At 53.5% G+C, this 21,028-nt stretch carries 23 protein-coding genes and 1 pseudogene; 16 read left to right on the forward strand and 8 right to left on the reverse strand.

The genetic code is table 11. The features are described from left to right. Window positions 1-38 precede the first annotated feature (38 nt). A complete protein-coding gene (rlmB, locus tag ACT9TW_RS07300) occupies window positions 39-773 on the forward strand; it encodes a 23S rRNA (guanosine(2251)-2'-O)-methyltransferase RlmB (protein ID WP_010427468.1) in 735 nt (244 codons plus the stop codon). A 90-nt stretch (window positions 774-863) separates the two neighbouring features. On the opposite strand, the gene ACT9TW_RS07305 is transcribed toward rlmB, so the two are convergent. Next, complete coding sequence (locus ACT9TW_RS07305) at window positions 864-2,153, reverse strand: MFS transporter (RefSeq protein WP_446491987.1); 1,290 nt, start codon at window positions 2,151-2,153, stop codon at window positions 864-866. A 192-nt stretch (window positions 2,154-2,345) separates the two neighbouring features. Here ACT9TW_RS07305 and ACT9TW_RS07310 point away from each other — a divergent pair, with 192 nt between their 5' ends. Continuing rightward, window positions 2,346-3,968: an isovaleryl-CoA dehydrogenase gene (locus ACT9TW_RS07310; RefSeq protein WP_182063381.1), complete on the forward strand. Its 1,623-nt coding sequence runs from the start codon at window positions 2,346-2,348 to the stop codon at window positions 3,966-3,968. On the opposite strand, the gene ACT9TW_RS07315 is transcribed toward ACT9TW_RS07310, so the two are convergent. The 3 genes from ACT9TW_RS07315 to bsmA all read right to left on the reverse strand — a co-directional run bounded on the left by ACT9TW_RS07315 (window position 3,965) and on the right by bsmA (window position 6,820). Further along, window positions 3,965-5,896: a methyl-accepting chemotaxis protein gene (locus ACT9TW_RS07315; RefSeq protein ID WP_446491988.1), complete on the reverse strand. Its 1,932-nt coding sequence runs from the start codon at window positions 5,894-5,896 to the stop codon at window positions 3,965-3,967. The two genes, ACT9TW_RS07310 and ACT9TW_RS07315, sit on opposite strands and share 4 nt — an antisense overlap. Before the next feature lie 170 nt (window positions 5,897-6,066). Next, the gene (gene yjfN / locus ACT9TW_RS07320; RefSeq protein ID WP_014068625.1) at window positions 6,067-6,354 is read right to left on the reverse strand and encodes a DUF1471 family protease activator YjfN; all 288 of its coding nucleotides are present in this window, start codon (window positions 6,352-6,354) and stop codon (window positions 6,067-6,069) included. A 136-nt stretch (window positions 6,355-6,490) separates the two neighbouring features. Continuing rightward, entirely contained in the window at window positions 6,491-6,820 is a 330-nt protein-coding gene (gene bsmA / locus ACT9TW_RS07325; protein WP_182063383.1) for a biofilm peroxide resistance protein BsmA, read from the reverse strand. A gap of 137 nt (window positions 6,821-6,957) precedes the next feature. Between bsmA and yjfP the strand changes: the two genes are divergently transcribed. Then, entirely contained in the window at window positions 6,958-7,689 is a 732-nt protein-coding gene (yjfP, locus tag ACT9TW_RS07330) for an esterase (protein ID WP_446491989.1), read from the forward strand. Here the strand turns inward: yjfP and ulaR are convergent. Together ulaR and ulaG are read right to left on the reverse strand one after the other, a co-directional pair. After that, window positions 7,686-8,441, reverse strand: coding sequence for an HTH-type transcriptional regulator UlaR (ulaR, locus tag ACT9TW_RS07335; RefSeq protein ID WP_182063385.1), 756 nt, complete (start codon window positions 8,439-8,441; stop codon window positions 7,686-7,688). The two genes, yjfP and ulaR, sit on opposite strands and share 4 nt — an antisense overlap. 111 nt (window positions 8,442-8,552) lie before the next feature. Next, window positions 8,553-9,617: an L-ascorbate 6-phosphate lactonase gene (ulaG, locus tag ACT9TW_RS07340; RefSeq protein WP_182063386.1), complete on the reverse strand. Its 1,065-nt coding sequence runs from the start codon at window positions 9,615-9,617 to the stop codon at window positions 8,553-8,555. Between the two features lie 358 nt (window positions 9,618-9,975). Here ulaG and ulaA point away from each other — a divergent pair, with 358 nt between their 5' ends. From ulaA to ACT9TW_RS07370, 6 genes are read left to right on the forward strand one after another with little or no spacing between them, the layout of a single operon-like run. Next, window positions 9,976-11,376, forward strand: a complete 1,401-nt coding sequence (gene ulaA, locus ACT9TW_RS07345; RefSeq protein ID WP_182063387.1) for a PTS ascorbate transporter subunit IIC — start codon at window positions 9,976-9,978, stop codon at window positions 11,374-11,376. A gap of 12 nt (window positions 11,377-11,388) precedes the next feature. Beyond that, window positions 11,389-11,694 carry a PTS ascorbate transporter subunit IIB gene (gene ulaB / locus ACT9TW_RS07350; RefSeq protein ID WP_182063388.1) on the forward strand — a complete coding sequence of 102 codons (306 nt, stop codon included), beginning with the start codon at window positions 11,389-11,391 and terminating at the stop codon, window positions 11,692-11,694. A gap of 9 nt (window positions 11,695-11,703) precedes the next feature. Next, a complete protein-coding gene (gene ulaC / locus ACT9TW_RS07355) occupies window positions 11,704-12,171 on the forward strand; it encodes a PTS ascorbate transporter subunit IIA (RefSeq protein ID WP_436354191.1) in 468 nt (155 codons plus the stop codon). 12 nt (window positions 12,172-12,183) lie between these two features. Further along, on the forward strand, window positions 12,184-12,834 hold the full coding sequence (gene ulaD, locus ACT9TW_RS07360; protein ID WP_008502901.1) for a 3-keto-L-gulonate-6-phosphate decarboxylase UlaD: 651 nt from the start codon (window positions 12,184-12,186) through the stop codon (window positions 12,832-12,834). 9 nt (window positions 12,835-12,843) lie between these two features. Continuing rightward, the gene (locus ACT9TW_RS07365) at window positions 12,844-13,710 is read left to right on the forward strand and encodes an L-ribulose-5-phosphate 3-epimerase (protein WP_446491990.1); all 867 of its coding nucleotides are present in this window, start codon (window positions 12,844-12,846) and stop codon (window positions 13,708-13,710) included. Continuing rightward, window positions 13,697-14,383 (forward strand): L-ribulose-5-phosphate 4-epimerase, encoded by a 687-nt coding sequence (locus ACT9TW_RS07370; RefSeq protein WP_446491991.1) that lies wholly within the window; start codon window positions 13,697-13,699, stop codon window positions 14,381-14,383. The genes ACT9TW_RS07365 and ACT9TW_RS07370 overlap by 14 nt, the downstream gene beginning before the upstream one ends. 139 nt (window positions 14,384-14,522) lie before the next feature. Here the strand turns inward: ACT9TW_RS07370 and yjfY are convergent, their stop codons facing one another. Next, window positions 14,523-14,798 (reverse strand): DUF1471 family protein YjfY, encoded by a 276-nt coding sequence (gene yjfY, locus ACT9TW_RS07375; protein WP_182063392.1) that lies wholly within the window; start codon window positions 14,796-14,798, stop codon window positions 14,523-14,525. Between the two features lie 343 nt (window positions 14,799-15,141). On the opposite strand from yjfY, the pseudogene rpsF reads away from it, so the two are divergent. From rpsF to ACT9TW_RS07400, 5 genes and pseudogenes are all read left to right on the forward strand, one after another. Further along, a pseudogene (gene rpsF / locus ACT9TW_RS07380) lies at window positions 15,142-15,536 on the forward strand (30S ribosomal protein S6). A 6-nt stretch (window positions 15,537-15,542) separates the two neighbouring features. After that, window positions 15,543-15,857, forward strand: coding sequence for a primosomal replication protein N (gene priB, locus ACT9TW_RS07385; RefSeq protein ID WP_014068638.1), 315 nt, complete (start codon window positions 15,543-15,545; stop codon window positions 15,855-15,857). A 4-nt stretch (window positions 15,858-15,861) separates the two neighbouring features. After that, entirely contained in the window at window positions 15,862-16,089 is a 228-nt protein-coding gene (gene rpsR, locus ACT9TW_RS07390) for a 30S ribosomal protein S18 (protein ID WP_000135199.1), read from the forward strand. A gap of 41 nt (window positions 16,090-16,130) precedes the next feature. After that, the gene (rplI, locus tag ACT9TW_RS07395) at window positions 16,131-16,580 is read left to right on the forward strand and encodes a 50S ribosomal protein L9 (RefSeq protein ID WP_182063394.1); all 450 of its coding nucleotides are present in this window, start codon (window positions 16,131-16,133) and stop codon (window positions 16,578-16,580) included. Between the two features lie 151 nt (window positions 16,581-16,731). Continuing rightward, window positions 16,732-17,661, forward strand: coding sequence for a DMT family transporter (locus ACT9TW_RS07400; RefSeq protein ID WP_182063395.1), 930 nt, complete (start codon window positions 16,732-16,734; stop codon window positions 17,659-17,661). Window positions 17,662-17,705: 44 nt separating this feature from the next. Here the strand turns inward: ACT9TW_RS07400 and ACT9TW_RS07405 are convergent, their stop codons facing one another. Further along, a complete protein-coding gene (locus ACT9TW_RS07405; protein ID WP_182063396.1) occupies window positions 17,706-18,356 on the reverse strand; it encodes an OapA family protein in 651 nt (216 codons plus the stop codon). A 233-nt stretch (window positions 18,357-18,589) separates the two neighbouring features. On the opposite strand from ACT9TW_RS07405, the gene fklB reads away from it, so the two are divergent. Next, window positions 18,590-19,210, forward strand: coding sequence for an FKBP-type peptidyl-prolyl cis-trans isomerase (fklB, locus tag ACT9TW_RS07410; RefSeq protein WP_182063397.1), 621 nt, complete (start codon window positions 18,590-18,592; stop codon window positions 19,208-19,210). 312 nt (window positions 19,211-19,522) lie between these two features. Then, complete coding sequence (gene cycA, locus ACT9TW_RS07415) at window positions 19,523-20,932, forward strand: D-serine/D-alanine/glycine transporter (protein ID WP_182063398.1); 1,410 nt, start codon at window positions 19,523-19,525, stop codon at window positions 20,930-20,932. Window positions 20,933-21,028 lie beyond the last annotated feature (96 nt).

Raw genomic sequence — 21,028 nt, forward strand, 5'->3', positions numbered from 1 at the left:
GGGGAGAGGGAAAAGTATCGTCATAATGAGAACCATCAATGAGTGAAATGATTTACGGCATCCACGCGGTGCAAGCCCTGCTGGAGCGCGCGCCGGAGCGTTTTCAGGAAGTTTTTATTCTGAAAGGGCGTGAAGATAAACGTCTGATGCCGCTTATCCACGCGCTTGAAGCTCAGGGCGTGGTGATCCAGCTGGCGAACCGTCAGTTCCTGGATGAGAAAAGCGAAGGCGCGGTTCACCAGGGTATTATTGCGCGCGTGAAGCCGGGCCGTCAGTACCAGGAAAACGATCTGCCGGATCTGATTGCCGAACTGGATAACCCTTTCTTCCTGATCCTGGACGGCGTTACCGATCCGCACAACCTGGGCGCGTGTCTGCGTAGTGCTGATGCTGCCGGTGTGCACGCGGTTATCGTGCCAAAAGATCGCTCAGCACAGCTGAACGCCACGGCCAAGAAAGTGGCCTGCGGCGCGGCAGAGAACGTTCCGCTGATCCGTGTTACCAACCTGGCACGCACCATGCGTCTGCTTCAGGAAGAGAACATCTGGATCGTGGGTACCGCGGGTGAAGCCGACCATACTCTGTATCAGAGCAAAATGACCGGTCGTCTGGCACTGGTGATGGGTGCAGAAGGTGAAGGGATGCGTCGCCTGACGCGCGAACACTGTGATGAGCTGATCAGCATCCCGATGGCGGGCAGCGTATCGTCTCTGAACGTGTCTGTGGCAACAGGTATTTGCCTGTTTGAAGCGGTGCGTCAGCGCGGAGAATAAACAGCTAGGCCGTCCGGTGGACGGCCTATTGTGTTTTCTCCCTCTCCCGGTGGGAGAGGGCCGGGGTGAGGGCACCAGACGGTGACAATATTACTCCTCTAAAGACCGCAAATGGTCATCCTTCCTGAGCGTCATCAGTGCCACAATACTCACCACTGCCGTTGCCATGACGTAATACGCCGGAATATCCAGGTTACCTGTCTCTTTAATCAGCCCGGTGATAATCAAACCCGCGCAGCCAGAGAAAATTGCGTTCGACAGTGAATAGGCCAGCCCAAGCCCGGTATAACGCACACGGGTCGGGAACATCTCTGAGAGCATGGCAGGCCCTGGCCCTGCCAGCATTCCCACCAGGCCGCCCGCAACCAGCACCACTATTGCTTTTATTGCCAGCGTGCTGGACTCCGCCTGGAGGATTTTAAGCAGCGGCAAGGCGAGGATAAGAAGCAACCCGGTGGCAATGAGCATCACGGTACGTCGGCCGATCCGGTCGCTCAGGATCCCCGATGGAATGATGGTCAGCGCAAAGCCGATATTGGAAATCACCGCAATCAACAGTGCCTGATTAAACCCGGTATGCAGCGCCGATTGTAAATAGGTGGGCATAATCACCAGGTAGGTATATCCCGCCGCCGACCACACCATTACCCGGCCAATCCCCATCACGATGGCTTTCAGCGTCGCCGCCGTGTGAGCCTGAGCGACAACCGGCTTTTCTTGCTGCTGGACGAAGCTTGGCGTCTCTTCCATGCTGACGCGCAGCCAGAGGGCAACCACGCCCATTGGCAGGGCCAGGAAGAACGGAATGCGCCAGCCCCAGTCGTGTAGTGCTTCCGGGGTAAGCAGCGCAGAGAGGAGGGCGACAATACCCGCGCCCGCCAGCAGCCCCAGCGCCACGGTGAAAGATTGCCATGCGCCGTACAGGCCACGCTTGCCGCGTGGCGCAAACTCGGTCATTAGAGAGACAGCGCCACCGTATTCACCGCCGGCGAACAACCCCTGCAATATGCGAAGCAACGTAATCATCAGCGGTGCGGCAATCCCGATGCTCGCATACACCGGCACAATGCCAATCGCGGCGGTGGCGAGCGTCATCAGCACCAGGACAATAATCAGCGTGGGTTTGCGGCCAATCCGGTCACCCATCCGGCCAAACACAACCGCCCCCAGCGGGCGAAAGAAGAAGGCGATAGCAAACGAGGCGTAGGTGAGGATCAGGCTAGTCAGCCCCGCATCCCCTTCCAGTTGGAAGAAATTCTTCGCAATCACGGTCGCCAGAAAACCGTAGACCGCAAATTCATACCATTCGATGAAATTACCAATAGAGCCGGCAATTAACGCGCGCTTGTGCGCATCCGGCGCAAAGTGTGAAGGTTGCATAAGGAGCCTCACTGGAAAGGTAGGAATAAATTATTCAACAAATAATCGGTCATGAAATAGTTTATTCTTATGTTATGTGAGCTATTTCACGAATGATTTCAGTGGGATTGCCAGCCTGTGACCCCACTCCCATGCAGCGTTAGCCCAGGATGTCCATACTTACCTTCATTGCCACTGAAGGAGGGACACAACATGACCTGGCAAACGCACACGGTTTTTAATCAGCCTGCGCCGCTTTCCAACAGCAATCTTTTCCTCTCGGATTGCGCATTGCGTGAAGCGGTAAACCGCGAAGGGGCTGAGTGGGACATAGACCTCCTCGCTAGTATCGGCCAACAGTTGGGTACGGCGGAATCCCTGGAACTTGGCAGGCTGGCGAACGTCAATCCGCCGGAACTTCTGCGCTATGACGCCACGGGCGAACGGCTGGATGATGTGCGTTTTCACCCTGCCTGGCATTTACTGATGCAGGGGCTATGTGCCAACCGGGTTCATAACCTGGCGTGGGAAGAGGACGCGCGCAAAGGCTCGTTCGTTGCCAGGGCGGCACGCTTTATCCTCCATGCGCAGGTTGAAGCGGGCACGCTATGCCCCGTGACCATGACCTTCGCCGCCACGCCGTTGCTTCAGCAGGCACTGCCCAAAATTTTTCGTGACTGGCTCACGCCTTTGCACAGCGATCGCTATGACCCGCATCTCGCGCCCGGTGGACAAAAGCGTGGGGTGTTGATTGGTATGGGGATGACCGAAAAACAGGGCGGTTCGGATGTGCTCAGCAACACCACCAAAGCGGAAAAAAGCAGTGACGGGAGCTACCGGCTGGTGGGCCACAAATGGTTTTTCTCGGTGCCACAAAGTGACGCGCACCTGGTGCTGGCTCAGGCGAAAGGGGGACTATCCTGCTTTTTTGTTCCGCGCTTTTTACCTGACGGGCAGCGCAACGCCGTACGTCTGGAGCGGCTGAAAGATAAGCTGGGCAACCGTTCCAACGCCAGCTGCGAAGTAGAGTTTCTTGACGCCGCTGGCTGGCTTTTGGGTGAGGAGGGCGAAGGAATTCGACAAATCCTCAGAATGGGCGGTATGACGCGCCTCGACTGTGCGCTTGGCAGCCATGGCCTGATGCGTCGGGCGTTATCTGTGGCGCTATACCATGCCCATCAGCGACAGACATTTGGTAAGAATCTTATCGATCAGCCTTTAATGCGCGATGTACTGAGCCGGATGGCGCTGGTGCTTGAGGGGCAAACCGCGTTGCTTCTTCGCCTTGCACGTGCCTGGGATTTGCGGGAAGACGTACAGGAGGCCGCCTGGGCACGGCTTTTCACCCCAGCGGCAAAATATGGCGTGTGCAAAGCCGGTATCCCGTTTGTCGCAGAGGCGATGGAAGCGCTGGGCGGTATTGGCTATTGCGAAGAGAGTGAACTCCCACGCCTGTACCGGGAAATGCCGGTGAACAGCATCTGGGAAGGCTCGGGCAATATCATGTGCCTGGATGTTCTGCGCGTACTGACAAAGCAGCCCGGCATACTCGAGCTGCTCACCGATGATTTTGCTCAGGTAAAAGGGCAGGATCGGCATTTTGATCGTAGCTGGCGTCAGCTCCAGCAAAAACTGCGTAAACCTCAGGAGGCGCAGGGCAGGGAGATCACGCAACAGCTCTTTTGGCTGGGGGCCGGAAGTCAGATGTTGCGGCACGCATCGCCGCCGGTCGCGCAGGCGTGGTGCCGCATGATGCTCGATACCCGTGGCGGGTCACTTCTGAGCGAACAGGTACAAAATGACCTGCTGCTGCGCGCCACGGGCAGGGTAGGTTAATCTTTTAACTGGAACAGACTGACCAGTTGGGTGAGGTGTGAGCCTTTCTCACGCAGAGTTTGTGCGGTTTGCTCGCTGCGTGAAACGCGGTCGGCGTTGATATGCGAGGCCTCGCCAATGTGCGTCATGGCAAGGTTAACCTGACGTATCCCCGCCGATTGCTCGTGGGAAGCGTGGTTAATCTCCGTGACCAGCTGGCTGATGTTATCGATATGAACGATGATGGCATCCATCGCCAGACGCGTCTGTTCAGACAGCGCATGGCCTTCGCTCACTTTATTCAGCGTGTCGCCAATCAGCTGCTCAATCTCTTTCACCGCATTGGCGCTACGTGCCGCCAGGGCGCGAACTTCTTGCGCCACCACGGCGAAACCTTTGCCATGTTCCCCAGCGCGAGCCGCCTCAACAGCCGCATTGAGTGCCAGAATATTGGTCTGAAATGCAATTGACTCAATCACACGCGTGATGTCTTCGATACGTTTCGATGCGTCGCGAATATCATCCATGGTGGCTACCGCGTGGGTGACCGTCTTGCCGCCCTGATGCACGGCCTGTGAGGTTTCGCCCACCAGTTGCTGTGTTTGCTCCATGTTGGCGGCATTTTGCTGCACGGTAGCGGCCAGTTGCTCCATGCTGGCAGAAGTCTCTTCCACGCTGCTGGCCTGTTTGTTGATCTGCTCTGAGATCTCCCCGCTATCAGATGCCAGTGCGTTAGTACCCACGTGGATCTCGCCAGCGGCTTCACGAACCTGAAGGACGATTTTTTGTAATCCAGCGCCGATCCCGTTAATGGCGGTGATCAACTGGCCCACTTCATCACGACGGGTGACGGGCAGATTGGCGCGGAGGTCACCGGCGGCATATTGACGCGCCAGGTGGATAACGTCACGCAGAGGCCTCGTCAGCAACCTGCGAATGATAAGTACAAACAGACCCGCGAAGAGCGCGGATAGCACCACGCCCGCCACCAGGAAGCGGTCACGTAACGTGGTAACGCTTGCGAGAAGTACCGATTTATCCACTTCGCCCACAATAGTCCAGTTCCAGCCAGGCATCGGCGTCCAGGCCATTTTTAAGGTGCGACCATCATCGCTTTCGCGCTCCAGCGTGCCGGATTTATCGCTCATCAACTGCTGCTGGATTGCGTTGCTCCACTTAGGTAACTGGCCCTCTTCGCTGGAATGGAACAGGAATTGCCCGTGCGTTTTTCCGCTGCTGCGATCCAGAACAAAGAAATGGCCGCTCTCACCCAGACGGCGGTTGAGGATTTTCTCGCGCATCACGTTCCAGGAGTGGGTGATATCCACGCCGACGAACATGATGGCAATCACCTGGCCATCGCTGTTTTTAACGGGTTGATATTGGGTGATGTAACGTTTGCCAAACAACAATGCCAGGCCGCGATACACTTCCCCCTTGCTGACGGCGGCAAAGGCCGGGCTTGCCGTATCCAGTACGGTGCCAATGGCCCGATCGCCGTTCTCCTTGCGCAGTGAGGTGGCTACGCGGACAAAGTCGTTACCGCTGCGTACAAACAGGGTTGAGATAGCGCCTGTACGGCTCAGGAAGTCGTCAGAAAGGCTATTATTTTCATGAAGCTCTGTTTCGCCACCTTTCAACAGGGGGACGTTCATCCCATTGATTGTGCGACTCTGGCTGTTATCAATATTGAGGGGCTGAGGTAAAAAGGTGCTGAACAGCCGGGTATAGTTTTCGACCTCTTCGCTCAGGCTGGTGTTAAACATCTGAACCATATCAACCATGCCGGTGGACTGGTTGTGCAGGTCTTCGACTGCAAGGGCTTCAAGCTGCTGGCTGGTTTTATGGCTAAGCAGAAAAGTGAAAAACAGGAAAAGAATAGCGACACTCACGCCCGTAAGCAGCGATAGCTTAGTGCCCAGACCCGCACGGCGGAAAAAACTGATCATAAATTGCTCATTATTGAAAAGGTATGGCTCTTCAACGGCAGGGTAGAGATAACATTTATCTTCTTAATGTAACAAAATGTTATTTAATTGTTTTTGAATGGTTTATTAAATGATAAAAGATTTGCAAAAACGAAAAGCCACTAAAAATAAGTGGCTTTTATCTGGAGGTATTACACGTAGAGAATGGCCTGTACCCGCCACTGATCGACATGGTTATCTTCCTGCATCTGGATGATGCGATACCAGGAAGCACCCTGTTCATCTGCTTTTAATGCAACTACACGTTCAACGTCTTGCGGGCTCCCCGAAATGTTATTCACGGAGATCTGGCCAATTTCATTGAGGCCAGTAACACAATCAGCACTGGCGAATTCAGCTGACTGCGCAGTCGTGCTCACAAGGCCTGCTGAGAGCAACAGAGAGGTCAAAGCAAGAGTTCGTTTCATCGTCAGCTCCATTTCACATGTCTCCGGTATCCGCCGGGCAATCCTTCGCGAATAAACTCACTTCCATTGTTGCGGGCATGGAGTTTATTGTGGACAGGAAAATGTCTATGGACGAAAAGCAGTGTAAATGTCGTTCAAATGAAGCCCATTATTTACGGTACAAAATCGCCTGTGAGTACCACTGTCCCGTAATGATGGTTTCATCAACCATGATGATGACGTAATAATCTGCTTTTGCAGCGACGGCCTGTGCTTTTATTGCGGCTTGCGCATCATCCGGGGAGCCGCGAACAAGCGCGGAAACAGTACCCATTCGTTGTAATCCTTCCGTCTGATTACGACGAATTTCCTGCGGGTGATCGGCAACCGGGGGAGCGGGTTGTGGCGTGCCTTGCAGCGCGCTACAGCCACTGAGCAGTGACACCAGCAATAAAGCAGCTAACCTGCGCATAACCATATCTCGTTTCCTGATAGCCATAGTGTAGTTGTCTGTAAATTTAGTTTTGGGGGAATGTTCCCGAAGTGTTATCTGGGGCGTAAATTTCGAATGAAAATGTCGTGAAAGCGTAACCCAGTTCTCAACATTATGAATCATTCAATTGCAAAGGATCGACAATGATAGAACTTGAAACACAACGACTCGGTGACCACGAAATTCTACATGCTTTTCCGGCTGGGAAAGGTCAGCAACCGTTGCCCGTTGTGGTTTTTTATCATGGGTTTACTTCATCTAAGCTCGTTTACAGCTACTTTGCAGTCGCGCTGGCACAGGCGGGTTTTCGTGTGGTAATGGCGGATGCCCCCGATCACGGCGCACGTTATACGGGTGATGAACAGGCCCGTCTTGGGCAGTTCTGGCAAATCCTTCACGGCAGCCTTACCGAGTTCGCCGCGCTGCGCGATGCATTGCACCAGGCGGGGCTGGTGGCGGATAACCGCCTGGCGGTGGCAGGGGCATCAATGGGGGGAATGACGGCTCTTGGGATCATGACCCGTCATCCAGAGGTGAAATCTGTGGCCTGCCTGATGGGATCCGGATATTTCACTTCCCTCTCGCAGACGCTGTTTCCACCACGACAGCAGGATGATGTTGAGGCTGTGATGGCGCCACTGGCGAAATGGGAGGTAACCCATGCATTGCCACAACTGGCTAACAGGCCGTTATTCTTGTGGCACGGCGAAGCAGACGACATTGTGCCTGCCGTTGAAACCTTCCGCTTGCAGCAGGCACTCAACAGTGAAGCGCTGGACGGGAATTTAACCTGTCAGTGGGAAGCCGGTGTGCGGCACCGCATCACACCAGCCGCGCTGGATGCCACCGTCGCGTTTTTCCGTAAACACCTTTAAACGCGCAGGATTGTGACGCCCTGATCTTCCAGCTTCTGGAGGATCACGGGATCGGCATTTTTCCCGGTGATCACCATGTCTATCTGCTCTGCCCGGCTGAACAGCATTCCGGCGCGCTCACCTACTTTGCTGCTGTCGACCAGCACAACAAGCTTGCCCACCACGTTAAGCATGTTTTGTTCGGCCATCGCCGTCAGCATATCGGTTTTATACAGGCCTTCAGCGGTAAGGCCCTTGCCGCTGGTAAACATCCAGTGTCCGGCGTAGAGGCTGTTTTCGCTGTCCTGCGGGCTTAGCGTAATGGACTGGCTCTTGTTGTACTGACCGCCCATGATCACCACGCTCTCGTGCTCCTGGTCGATAAGATAGTTGGCCAGAGGCAGATAATTAGTAATGATCTGCACCGGTTTTCCACACATCTCCCGCCCCAGCAGAAACGCCGTCGAGCCACAGTTGATCACCACGCTCTCGCCGGGATTCACCAGCTGCGAAGCCGCTCTGGCGATGCGCACTTTTTCATCGTGGTTCAGCGCCTGATGGATGTTCATCGGCGTCCAGCGCGGGCGCTGCTGACTAATGGCTTCCGCACCGTTGCGGACTTTTTTCAGCTTGCCGTTTTCATCGAGCTTGTTGATATCGCGGCGTGCGGTGGCCGGAGAAATGCCCAGGCGTTCAATCACTTGTTCTACGGTGACAAAACCTGTCTGCGCCAATAGTTCCAGTAAAATTTGATGCCGTTGCGCTTCCGTCATGAGCTATTCCGATAAGAATTGATTTTAAAAGATAATATTTGAAATAGCCTGAAATTACTAAGCAAAATATAACATCGCCAGACACAGAGGTCTGGCGATGGGGCGCCACAATTACAGGAACGACTTAAACGGCAGGTCTGGCTCAATGGTGAAGCAATCATCAAAGCCACGCGGATAGTGGTATTCAAGATTGTCTTTATCCAGTGGCCAGGTGAACTTGCCACCGACCTGCCAGATGAACGGTTTGAAGCCGTATTTCAGCCGGTCTTTTTTCATCTCCCACAGTACGCGGATTTCCTGGGGATCGGCCTGGAAGTTTGACCAGATATCGTGGTGGAACGGGATCACCACTTTGGTGTTCAGCGCTTCCGCCATGCGTAGCATATCGGCGCTGGTCATTTTGTCGGTGATACCGCGCGGGTTTTCACCGTAGGAACCCAGCGCGACATCGATGTGGTGCTCGTTGCCGTGCTTCGCGTAGTAGTTGGAGTAGTGGGAGTCGCCGCTGTGATAGAGGGAACCGCCAGGGGTTTTAAACAGGTAGTTCACCGCGCGTTCGTCCATGCCATCCGGCAGCACACCCGCTGCTTTTTGATCGGCTGGCAGCGTAATTAACGCGGTACGATCAAAGGCATCCAGCGCATGAATTTCAACGTCTTTGATTTTTACCACATCGCCTGGTTTCATCACGATGCAGCGCTCTTTCGGCACACCCCAGCCCACCCATAAATCAACGCAGGTTTGCGGGCCAATGAACGGGACATCATCGGCACAGTTTTGCATCACCGCTGCCGCCACGTTGACGTCGATATGATCGTTGTGATCGTGGGTAGACAGAACCGCATCAATCTGACGAATAGCGAACGGATCGAGCACAAAAGGTGTGGTACGCAGGTTTGGCTGAAGCTTTTCTACCCCTGCCATACGCTGCATCTGATGGCCTTTTTTCATCAGCGGATTGCCGTGACTCTGTTTGCCTGTTCCGCACCAGAAATCCACGCAAATATTCGCACCACCCTCTGATTTCAGCCAGATCCCGGTACAGCCAAGCCACCACATCGCAAAGGTACCCGGTGCAACCTGCTCTTGCTCAATCTCTTCGTTCAGCCAACTGCCCCACTCCGGGAAGGTGCTCAGAATCCATGATTCGCGGGTGATGGTGTTCACTTTACTCATCGTTATGCTCCCTATTTAAATCAAATTTAATCACATTATGATTGGTTGTGATTTATGTTGTCACCATTAAATCAGCATTGCAATGCCATTTTTTCACTTTTACGCCGCTGGAAGGGGCGGGTAAGTTTTAAGGTGTTACGGTAAATAGAATGTCTTAAAGTGATTAATTGTATGAATTTTAATGATTATTTAATGATTTTAATATCGTAATGAAAATCAATATTAAGTATATGGAAATAATTTGCGTGATGGCTCACAAATAATCAGATTCAATCTTGTGGTGATTATTTGTGATTAATAGAGTGTTGGCACCAACCGCATGAGGGTGACCTCGTGCTCCAACTTTCTGGAGAGTGTTATGGAAATCCTCTACAGCGTCTTTACCGTTTTCTTTAACCAGGTAATGACCAATGCTCCGCTCTTGCTGGGGATCGTGACGTGTCTGGGCTATATCCTGTTACGCAAAAGCGTGAGCGTCATTATCAAAGGCACCATTAAAACCATTATCGGTTTTATGTTGTTACAGGCGGGGTCTGGCATTTTAACGGGCACTTTTAAGCCCGTGGTCGCCAAAATGTCGGAAGTGTATGGCATCAATGGCGCCATCTCTGACACTTACGCGTCAATGATGGCAACGATCGATCGTATGGGCGATGCGTATAGCTGGGTAGGGTACGCCGTCCTGCTCGCGCTGGCGCTGAACATTATCTACGTTCTGCTGCGGCGTATAACCGGTATCCGCACCATCATGCTGACCGGCCATATCATGTTCCAGCAGGCCGGGCTGATTGCCGTATCCCTTTATATCTTCGGTTATCCGATGTGGACAACGATCATCTGCACAGCGGTTCTGGTTTCGCTGTATTGGGGGATCACCTCCAATATGATGTACAAGCCAACGCAAGAAGTGACCGATGGGTGTGGTTTCTCAATTGGTCACCAGCAGCAGTTCGCGTCGTGGATTGCCTACAAAGTCGCGCCATTCCTGGGGAAAAAAGAAGAGAGCGTTGAAGACCTTAAGCTGCCTGGTTGGCTGAATATTTTCCATGACAACATCGTCTCTACCGCGATTGTGATGACCATTTTCTTCGGCGCGATCCTGCTCTCTTTCGGCATCGACGTCGTCCAGGCGATGGCGGGCAAAACGCACTGGACGGTCTACATCCTGCAAACCGGTTTCTCGTTCGCGGTGGCGATTTTCATCATCACCCAGGGCGTGCGTATGTTCGTGGCTGAACTATCAGAAGCCTTCAACGGTATCTCCCAACGCCTGATCCCTGGTGCTGTACTGGCGATTGACTGCGCCGCTATCTATAGCTTCGCGCCAAATGCCGTCGTCTGGGGCTTTATGTGGGGCACCATCGGTCAGCTGATTGCCGTCGGCATTCTGGTGGGCTGCGGTTCTTCTATTCTCATCATTCCTGGCTTTATCCCGATGTTCTTCTCCAACGCCACTATCGGCGTCTTTGCTAACCACTTTGGCGGCTGGCGCGCGGCGCTCAAGATTTGTCTGGTGATGGGCATGATCGAAATCTTCGGCTGCGTGTGGGCGGTCAAACTCACGGGGATGAGTGCCTGGATGGGCATGGCGGACTGGTCAATTCTGGCACCGCCGATGATGCAAGGCTTCGCCTCTGTCGGGCTGGTATTTATGGCCGTCATCATCCTGATCGCCCTTGCTTATATGTTCTTTGCTGGCCGTTCGCTACGGGCGGAAGAAGATGCGGAAAAACAAACAGCAGAAGTTTCTGCTCACTAAGGAGTTTCGATTATGACCGTACGTATCCTGGCTGTGTGTGGCAATGGGCAAGGTAGCTCCATGATCATGAAGATGAAAGTGGACCAGTTTTTAACCCAGTCAAACATCGACCACACGGTAAACAGCTGCGCGGTGGGGGAATACAAAAGTGAACTGAACGGCGCGGACATCATCATCGCCTCTACCCATATTGCCGGGGAGATTACTGTTTCAGGCAATAAACATGTGGTGGGTGTGCGCAATATGCTGTCTCCCGCAGATTTTGGTCCAAAGCTGCTGGAAGTGATCAACGCGCACTTTCCGCAAGACGTGAAGTAAGGACGCCACATGAAACTACGTGATTCGCTGGCAGACAATAACTCCATCCTTTTACAGGCAGAGGCCAGTACCTGGCAGGAAGCGGTAAAGCTGAGTGTGGATCTGCTGGTTAAGGCCGACGTTGTCGAGCCGCGGTATTACCAGGCCATTCTTGATGGCGTGGCGCAGCACGGCCCGTATTTCGTCATTGCACCAGGGCTGGCGATGCCGCACGGCCGCCCGGAAGAGGGCGTCAAAAAAACAGGTTTCGCGCTGGTGACATTAAAAGAGCCGCTGGTGTTCAACCATGAAGATAACGACCCGGTCGACATTCTGATCACCATGGCGGCCGTTGATGCCAACACCCATCAGGAAGTCGGCATCATGCAGATCGTCAATCTGTTTGATGATGAAGCCAATTTTGACCGTTTACGCGCCTGCCGCACCGCGCAGGACGTGCTGGATTTAATTGATAACGCCACTGCGGCGGCTGTTTAAGAGGGATTTGAAATGTCATTACCAATGTTGCAGGTTGCGCTGGATAACCAGACGTTGTCTCACGCTTATGAAACCACCCGCCTGATTGCGGAAGAGGTGGATATCATCGAAGTCGGCACTATTCTGTGCGTGGGTGAAGGCGTTCGCGCGGTTCGAGACCTGAAAGCACTCTATCCGCATAAAATCGTACTGGCGGACGCGAAAATCGCCGATGCGGGAAAAATCCTCTCCCGCATGTGTTTTGAAGCCAACGCAGACTGGGTCACCGTTATCTGCTGTGCGGATATCAACACCGCCAAAGGTGCGCTGGACGTCGCAAAAGAGTTTAACGGCGACGTGCAGATTGAACTGACCGGCTTCTGGACCTGGGAGCAGGCGCAGGAGTGGCGCGATGCGGGCATTCAGCAGGTGGTGTATCACCGCAGCCGTGATGCGCAGGCGGCGGGTGTGGCCTGGGGCGAAGCGGATATCAGTGCCATCAAGCGTCTGGCGGATATGGGCTTCAAAGTCACCGTGACCGGTGGCCTGGCGCTGGAAGATTTGCCGCTGTTTAAAGGCATTCCAATCCATGTCTTTATTGCCGGTCGTAGCATTCGCGATGCGGCCTCTCCGGTGGAAGCCGCACGTCAATTCAAGCGCTCAATTGCTCAGCTGTGGGGCTAAGGAGTGGGTATGTTGTCAAAACAGGTCCCGCTTGGCATTTATGAAAAGGCGCTCCCCGCGGGGGAGTGCTGGTCAGAACGGTTGCAGCTTGCAAAGCAGTTGGGATTCGATTTTGTCGAAATGTCAGTAGATGAAACAGACGTGCGTCTCTCCCGGCTGGACTGGAGCCGCGAGCAGCGTCTGGCGCTGGTGAATGCAGTGGCTGAAACCGGCGTGCGTGTACCCTCTATGTGCCTGAGCGCTCACCGTCGTTTTCCACTGGGAAGTGAAGACGATGCGGTGCGTGCTCAAGGCCTGGACATCATGCGTAAAGCTATTCAGTTTGCCCAGGATGTGGGGATCCGCGTTATCCAGCTCGCCGGATACGATGTCTATTATCAGCAAGCCAACGATGAAACGCGCCGCCGTTTCCGCGACGGGTTGAAAGAGAGCGTCGAAATGGCCAGCCGTGCGCAGGTGACGCTGGCGATGGAAATCATGGACTATCCGCTGATGAACTCCATCAGCAAGGCTCTGGGCTACGCACACTACCTGAATAACCCCTGGTTCCAGCTTTATCCCGATATCGGCAACTTGTCGGCGTGGGATAACGATGTACAGATGGAGTTGCAGGCGGGGATGGGGCATATCGTGGCGGTACATGTCAAAGATACACGTCCGGGTGTGTTCAAAAATGTTCCGTTCGGCACCGGGGGGGTGGATTTCGAACGGTGCTTCCAGACCCTCAAGCAGACTGGCTATTGCGGACCCTATCTGATTGAGATGTGGAGTGAAACATCGGACGATCCGGCTGGTGAAGTGGCAAAAGCCCGAGACTGGGTGCGCGAGCGTATGGTGCGGGCAGGATTACTGGAGGCCGGGCATGAAGCAGCTTAAACAGCAGGTCTTTGAAGCCAATATGGATCTCCCGCGTTATGGCCTGGTGACGTTCACCTGGGGTAACGTCAGCGCTATCGATCGTGAGCAGGGGCTTGTGGTGATTAAGCCAAGCGGTGTGGCGTATGACACCATGAAAGCTGACGATATGGTGGTCGTTGATCTCGAAGGGAATGTCGTCGAGGGCAGATGGCGACCGTCATCGGATACCGCTACCCATCTGGCGCTTTATCAGCGATATCCGTCGCTGGGTGGTATCGTGCATACCCACTCAACACATGCTACCGCCTGGGCACAAGCAGGGTTGGCCATTCCGGCGCTGGGCACCACCCATGCAGACTATTTCTTCGGCGATATTCCTTGCACGCGCGCGCTTACTCAGGCGGAAGTGGAAGGGCAGTATGAGCTCAGCACCGGGCAGGTGATCATTGAAACGCTCGGTGAGCGCGAACCATTGCATACGCCTGGCATTGTGGTCTATCAGCACGGCCCATTTGCCTGGGGAAAAGATGGCCATGATGCTGTTCATAACGCGGTTGTGATGGAAGAAGTGGCGCGAATGGCGTGGATTGCCCGCGGTATTAACCCACAGCTTCAGGCCGTTGATGATTATCTGATGAACAAGCACTACATGCGTAAGCATGGCCCGGATGCCTATTACGGGCAGAAGTAAACATGCGCTCTGGAATACCAAAATCGTTGTAACCGGTGGTATTTCAGAGCCATCTGCAAAAAAAAGCCCCCGGGCAGGGGGCAAGTCAAACTATGGCTATCTTGTCTTTGTTGGCTTTCCTGGTGCTAGCGTTAAAGCGTTATCGGTAAATATCTGCACTTGCGTGCATGTTGCCGTTGCTGCCGGGCTCACGCATCAGAATGACGTGATAGTATTTTGCGCCCTGGGCATCGGTTTCTTCATTAATTGCCTGATCTGCTTCACTTTCAGTGGCGAAATTATGATTGATGTAGATTACGCCTAAGCTTTGCACATCATCCATGTTTCTGGCCTGCCGGCCGTCTATCTTGATGGCTGCCATCGCGTTTGCACTAAGCAAAAGCGCAGCCAGTACGGCGATTGCGATTTTTTTCATGATATGCGCTCCACGACTGCGTGCTGTGTGACGGTTTAAACATCTCCTTCTGCCTTTGGATGAACTCTGATTAAAGTGTAATCGCTTCTCTGGAGGGGATTGGTGACCATTTCTGATGCTGTTGTTCAAAAAAACAACGCTTCCAGATGTGATTAATTTTAAATCATCCACTTAGTCTGACTTTGCGCTTTGTGCGAATTTTTTGCGCAATCAGCTTGAGTTTTTGGGAGCTCGCAAGTATTATGACGCGTCAATTTTTCAGCCGACCTTTAACACGTTCCTTGCCTCCCCGGGCCTCGGCTGACCCAGACAGGAGGCTGAATAATCCGTAAGGAGCAATTCGATGCGTCATTACGAAATCGTTTTTATGGTCCATCCTGACCAGAGCGAACAGGTTCCGGGTATGATCGAGCGTTACTCTGCTGCCATCACTGGTGCAGAAGGTCGATCCACCGTCTGGAAGACTGGGGCCGCCGTCAGCTGGCTTACCCGATCAACAAACTGCACAAAGCACACTACGTTCTGCTGAACGTTGAAGCTCCGCAGGAAGTGATCGATGAGCTGGAAACTACCTTCCGCTTCAACGATGCCGTTATCCGCAGCATGGTTATGCGTACCAAAAACGCAGTTACCGAAGCATCTCCGATGGTTAAAGCGAAAGACGAGCGCCGTGAGCGTCGCGATGATTTCGCAAACGAAACCGCAGATGATTCTGATGCTGGGGATTCTGAAGAGTAATTTCTGATGACCAACCGTCTGGTGTTGTCAGGCACTGTGTGCAGGACCCCCCTTCGAAAGGTCAGTCCATCAGGAATTCCGCATTGCCAGTTCGTGCTTGAGCATCGTTCTGTGCAAGAGGAAGCCGGGTTTCACCGGCAGGCGTGGTGCCAAATGCCCGTTATTATTAGCGGACACGAAAACCAGGCCATTACTCACAGTATAACGGTCGGTAGTGCAGTAATCGTTCAGGGGTTCATTTCTTGCCACAAGGCAAAGAACGGTCTGAGCAAAATGGTTCTGCATGCCGAGCAGATTGATTTGATAGATTCTGGAGACTAGCCATATGGCACGTTATTTCCGTCGTCGCAAGTTCTGCCGTTTCACCGCGGAAGGCGTTCAAGAGATCGACTATAAAGATATCGCAACGCTGAAAAACTACATCACCGAAAGCGGTAAGATTGTCCCAAGCCGTATCACCGGTACTCGTGCAAAATACCAGCGCCAGCTGGCTCGCGCAATCAAACGCGCTCGCTACCTGTCCCTGCTGCCGTACACTGATCGTCATCAGTAATCGGGCACGGTCCATTAATACGACTTTAAGAGGATAAGGTAATGCAAGTTATTCTGCTTGATAAAGTAGCAAACCTGGGCAGCCTGGGTGATCAGGTAAACGTTAAAGCGGGCTACGCTCGTAACTTCCTGGTTCCACAGGGTAAAGCTGTTCCAGCTACCAAGAAAAACGTAGAGTTTTTCGAAGCACGTCGCGCTGAACTGGAAGCCAAACTGGCTGACGTTCTGGCGGCTGCTAACGCTCGCGCTGAGTCAATCAACGCACTGGGCACCGTTACCATCGCTTCCAAATCTGGCGACGAAGGTAAACTGTTCGGTTCCATCGGTACCCGCGATATCGCTGATGCAGTAACTGCTGCTGGCGTTAAAGTGGCTAAGAGCGAAGTTCGTCTGCCGAACGGCGTTCTGCGTACCACTGGTGAGCACGAAGTTGACTTCCAGGTTCATAGCGAAGTGTTCGCTAAACTGGTTGTTAGCGTTGTAGCTGAGTAATTTTTTACTCTGCTCACGTTGAAGCGCCGGCCTTGTGCCGGCGTTTTGCGTTTTAGGCTTCCAGAAATCTTCTTTTCTTCTTGTATGGTAGTTATTCCTGTCGCATTCTCAGATAATAAAATGAAACGCAATTTTATCTTTGGGATTTGCTATGGACACCCCCTTATCCGTACCGATTTTCGCCCGTAAAAATGTCGCTTATGCCTGTGCCACCCTGTGCTGTTTGCTCTGGGGAAGCTCTTACCCGGCAATAAAAAGTGGTTATGAACTCTTTAGTATCGCGACTGATGATGTTCCGTCAAAAGTCGTCTTTGCCGGATACCGTTTTCTTTTCGCGGGGCTGATCCTGTTGCTGTTCGCACTGGCTCAGCGCAAGCCTATCGCCCGGCTGACAACAAAACAGTTCGGCCAGCTCACCCTCCTTGGGCTGACCCAGACATCGATTCAGTACACCTTCTTCTATATAGGGCTGGCCTACACGACTGGCGTCAACGGCTCGATCATGAATGCCACTGGCACTTTCTTTAGCGTGTTGCTGGCGCATTTCATCTATCACAACGACAAGCTCAGCTATAACAAGACATTGGGCTGTATTTTGGGGTTTGCCGGGGTCATGCTCGTGAACTTCCACAGTGGGTTAAGTGAATTCCGCTTTGTCTGGAATGGCGACGGCTTCGTGGTGCTGGCGGCCTTTATTCTCTCTGCCGCTACGCTATACGGGAAACGCATCTCCCAGACGGTCGATCCTACAGTAATGACGGGCTGGCAGCTTGCTATCGGTGGCGCGGTACTGGTGGCTGGCGGCTACGCAACGGGCGGTACGCTGGAAGTGCATAGCCTGAAGGCGTTAGCGGTGCTCGGCTATCTGACGTTGCTTTCCTCGGTGGCCTTCGCGCTGTGGAGCGTGTTATTGAAGGTGAACCGCGTCAGTATGATCGCACCGTTCAACTTTGTTGTGCCGGTGGCTGGGACGGTGCTTTCCGCGATTTTCCTTGGTGAGAATATCCTGGATATCAAATACGCGGTGGCGCTGGTGCTGGTTTGCTCAGGGATTTGGTGGGTGAATAAGCGCAGTGCCTGAGACGAACATGGCCGGGTGCGGTTTCGCCTTACCCGGCCTGTGAATTAACGTGCTCTGATAAAACTGCCATCGGGCTGGCGCGTAAACAGCACCTGCTGACCATTCCCGGTATCAATCGTTAACCCGGTCACGACCCCGCTGGCATTCTGGCGGATCTGCACCATCTGGCCATTCTGCAAATTGCTGAGCGGTTTACCCGCCCCTTCAACCTGTGCCATGGCATAGACATCTGTTGGCGGCAGGTTATGGTCACGGAACAGCTGTGCAAGCGTTTTACCCGGCTCTACACGATACGAACGCCATTGTTGCTCAATACCTGTCGGCTGCTGAGTCTGGGCTTGGGGTTGCTCAGGAGCAGATGCCTGATCCTGCGGTTGTTCGTCCTGTACTGGCTCTGGCTCAACGGGAGCAACCTGGCCCGGATCGTTAGAGGGGGTGACCAGCTGAGTCTGCATTGGCTGAGGATCGGGCTGCGGCCGCGCCTGAGACTGGATATCCAGCTGAGCATTGCGGGCGGCTGGCGCGGTATCGCTGTTATCGCCACCAGAAGGTAGCAGGAAGCCCAGAATGACCAGCAGCGCCCCAATGATGATGCCTTTGCGATGCAAAGACGGCAGCGGGTCCATGATGCGAAAATTATCTGGTGCTTGCCAGATTTTCGCCAGGGTAGGTTTCAGTTCAAATCGCCCGGGCATGGCTTTCCTCCTGCTCCGCGTCTTTTTTATCCTGTCCTGAGAAGTGTAGTTTGCTAACTGCCTGACGGGCGTAACAAAGTCGGCTTCCGTGACACATATTTAGGAAATATCCTGACGGGCTCTATTGTTTCTGTTTCCCCGCAATTTGTCATCTTAACTTAAGACAAAGTTTTACCCGATGGGGTGTGACTGTTATGCTGCCCGCTACTTTAAATGTGATGGAAGGAAAACCCATGACCACCCCGACTTTTGACACTATCGAAGCGCAGGCAAGCTACGGTATCGGCTTGCAGGTAGGACAGCAACTGAGCGAATCCGGCCTGGAAGGACTGTTACCGGAAGCGCTGGTGGCGGGTATCGCTGACGCGCTGGAAGGCAAACATCCTGCTGTTCCTGTAGATGTTGTGCACCGTGCGCTGCGCGAAATCCACGAACGTGCTGACGCCGTACGTCGCTCGCGTTTCGAAGAGATGGCAGCAGAAGGTGTTAAATTCCTGGAAGAGAACCGCGAGCGTGAAGGCGTGAACAGCACCGAATCTGGCCTCCAGTTCCGTGTGATCAACCAGGGCGATGGCGTAATCCCGGCTCGCACTGACCACGTCCGTGTGCATTACACCGGTAAGCTTATCGACGGTACTGTGTTTGACAGCTCTGTTGCCCGCGGCGAACCGGCTGAGTTCCCGGTAAATGGCGTAATCGCTGGCTGGATTGAAGCTCTGACCCTGATGCCAGTTGGTTCCAAATGGGAACTGACTATCCCGCAAAACCTGGCCTACGGCGAGCGTGGCGCTGGCGCGTCCATCCCACCATTCAGCACCCTGGTGTTTGAAGTCGAGCTGCTGGAAATCCTGTAATCGGCTTTGCTTATTTCCTCTCTCCGCCTGGGGAGAGGAAAATAGTGATAAAACCTATAGTTACGACGGAATCAACATTTTATCTTGCAAATGAAACTGTTGCGTGTATTTTTGTGAGCTGTTTCGCGCTGTATGAGTGATATGACACTCACTTTCAACATATTATTAACATAATATCCAATTCATAGTATTCATCCCGCCGATTCTTACCTAATATCGATTAGCCCTTACATAGGGAACGTCATTTTTTGACGTATTTAAAGGCCAGAAGAGCCTTAACAACACAGACAGGCATAAACAGGAAAATATCACATGGTAGATCAGGTCAAAGTCGTCGCTGAAGAAGAAGCGCCGTCTGAACAGTCGCTACGGCGCAATCTCACAAACCGTCATATTCAGCTTATTGCCATCGGGGGTGCCATCGGTACCGGGCTGTTTATGGGGTCGGGCAAAACCATCAGTCTTGCCGGGCCGTCGATCATCTTCGTTTATATGATCATCGGTTTTATGCTCTTTTTCGTGATGCGCGCAATGGGTGAATTGCTGCTCTCGAATCTCGAATACAAATCCTTTAGCGACTTCGCATCCGACCTGTTAGGGCCGTGGGCAGGTTATTTTACAGGCTGGACGTACTGGTTCTGCTGGGTTGTCACAGGGATGGCCGACGTAGTTGCCATTACTGCATACGCCCAGTTCTGGTTCCCCGGCCTTTCTGACTGGGTGGCATCGCTGGCGGTTATTGTCCTGCTGCTGAGCCTCAACCTGGCTACCGTGAAAATGTTCGGTGAAATGGAGTTCTGGTTTGCGATGATCAAAATCGTCGCCATCGTGGGACTGATTATTGTGGGGCTGGTCATGGTGCTCACGCACTTCCAGTCGCCAACGGGTGTTCAGGCTTCCTTTACCCACCTGTGGAATGACGGTGGCTGGTTCCCGAAAGGGCTGAGCGGGTTCTTTGCCGGCTTCCAGATTGCGGTGTTTGCGTTTGTGGGTATTGAGCTGGTGGGCACCACCGCCGCGGAAACTAAAGATCCGGAGAAATCCCTGCCACGCGCCATCAACTCCATTCCGGTGCGTATCATTATGTTCTACGTGTTTGCACTGGTCATCATCATGTCGGTCACGCCGTGGAGCTCTGTTGTGCCAACCAAGAGCCCATTCGTGGAGCTGTTTGTGCTGGTGGGGCTGCCGGCTGCGGCAAGCCTGATTAACTTCGTGGTGCTGACTTCTGCGGCTTCTTCGGCAAACAGCGGCGTGTTCTCTACCAGCCGTATGCTGTTTGGCCTGGCGCAGGAAGGCGTTGCGCCGAGCGCATTCGCGAAATTGTCTAAGCGTGCGGTACCGGCGAAAGGGCTGACCTTCTCCTGTATGTGTCTGCTGGGCGGTGTGGTTATGCTCTACATTAACCCAAGCGTGATTGGCGCGTTCACCATGATCACCACGGTGTCTGCGATCCTGTTCATGTTTGTCTGGACCATCATCCTGTGTTCATACCTGGTGTACCGCAAACAGCGTCCGCACCTGCATGAAAAATCGATCTACAAGATGCCGCTGGGCAAGGTGATGTGCTGGGTGTGCATGGCGTTCTTCGCGTTCGTTATCGTGCTGCTGACGCTGGAAGATGATACCCGTCAGGCGCTGATTGTTACGCCGCTGTGGTTCATCGCACTGGGGCTGGGCTGGTTGTTTATCGGTAAGAAACGAATGGCGGGTGTAAGGTAAAAGCAAAACGGCAACTTCGGTTGCCGTTTTTGGTTTTTGCACCCTCTCCCTGTGGGAGAGGGTTGGGGTGAGGGCATCAGGCCTCAGCGGCCTTTT

The organism is Enterobacter sp. C4G1 (genome assembly GCF_052886895.1).

Bases quoted from the DNA above. Each gene is read 5' to 3' on its own strand.
- bsmA (WP_182063383.1), bottom strand. From the start codon at position 6,820: ATGGCTATCAGGAAACGAGATATGGTTATGCGCAGGTTAGCTGCTTTA.
- ulaC (WP_436354191.1), top strand. From the start codon at position 11,704: ATGAAACTACGTGATTCGCTGGCAGACAATAACTCCATCCTTTTACAG.
- ulaA (WP_182063387.1), top strand. From the start codon at position 9,976: ATGGAAATCCTCTACAGCGTCTTTACCGTTTTCTTTAACCAGGTAATG.
- ACT9TW_RS07315 (WP_446491988.1), bottom strand. From the start codon at position 5,896: ATGATCAGTTTTTTCCGCCGTGCGGGTCTGGGCACTAAGCTATCGCTG.
- rpsR (WP_000135199.1), top strand. From the start codon at position 15,862: ATGGCACGTTATTTCCGTCGTCGCAAGTTCTGCCGTTTCACCGCGGAA.
- yjfP (WP_446491989.1), top strand. From the start codon at position 6,958: ATGATAGAACTTGAAACACAACGACTCGGTGACCACGAAATTCTACAT.
- ACT9TW_RS07370 (WP_446491991.1), top strand. From the start codon at position 13,697: ATGAAGCAGCTTAAACAGCAGGTCTTTGAAGCCAATATGGATCTCCCG.
- ulaD (WP_008502901.1), top strand. From the start codon at position 12,184: ATGTCATTACCAATGTTGCAGGTTGCGCTGGATAACCAGACGTTGTCT.
- ACT9TW_RS07405 (WP_182063396.1), bottom strand. From the start codon at position 18,356: ATGCCCGGGCGATTTGAACTGAAACCTACCCTGGCGAAAATCTGGCAA.
- ulaR (WP_182063385.1), bottom strand. From the start codon at position 8,441: ATGACGGAAGCGCAACGGCATCAAATTTTACTGGAACTATTGGCGCAG.
- ACT9TW_RS07365 (WP_446491990.1), top strand. From the start codon at position 12,844: ATGTTGTCAAAACAGGTCCCGCTTGGCATTTATGAAAAGGCGCTCCCC.
- ulaB (WP_182063388.1), top strand. From the start codon at position 11,389: ATGACCGTACGTATCCTGGCTGTGTGTGGCAATGGGCAAGGTAGCTCC.
- priB (WP_014068638.1), top strand. From the start codon at position 15,543: ATGACCAACCGTCTGGTGTTGTCAGGCACTGTGTGCAGGACCCCCCTT.
- ACT9TW_RS07305 (WP_446491987.1), bottom strand. From the start codon at position 2,153: ATGCAACCTTCACACTTTGCGCCGGATGCGCACAAGCGCGCGTTAATT.
- ACT9TW_RS07400 (WP_182063395.1), top strand. From the start codon at position 16,732: ATGGACACCCCCTTATCCGTACCGATTTTCGCCCGTAAAAATGTCGCT.
- ACT9TW_RS07310 (WP_182063381.1), top strand. From the start codon at position 2,346: ATGACCTGGCAAACGCACACGGTTTTTAATCAGCCTGCGCCGCTTTCC.
- fklB (WP_182063397.1), top strand. From the start codon at position 18,590: ATGACCACCCCGACTTTTGACACTATCGAAGCGCAGGCAAGCTACGGT.
- yjfN (WP_014068625.1), bottom strand. From the start codon at position 6,354: ATGGAGCTGACGATGAAACGAACTCTTGCTTTGACCTCTCTGTTGCTC.
- yjfY (WP_182063392.1), bottom strand. From the start codon at position 14,798: ATGAAAAAAATCGCAATCGCCGTACTGGCTGCGCTTTTGCTTAGTGCA.
- rplI (WP_182063394.1), top strand. From the start codon at position 16,131: ATGCAAGTTATTCTGCTTGATAAAGTAGCAAACCTGGGCAGCCTGGGT.
- ulaG (WP_182063386.1), bottom strand. From the start codon at position 9,617: ATGAGTAAAGTGAACACCATCACCCGCGAATCATGGATTCTGAGCACC.
- cycA (WP_182063398.1), top strand. From the start codon at position 19,523: ATGGTAGATCAGGTCAAAGTCGTCGCTGAAGAAGAAGCGCCGTCTGAA.
- rlmB (WP_010427468.1), top strand. From the start codon at position 39: ATGAGTGAAATGATTTACGGCATCCACGCGGTGCAAGCCCTGCTGGAG.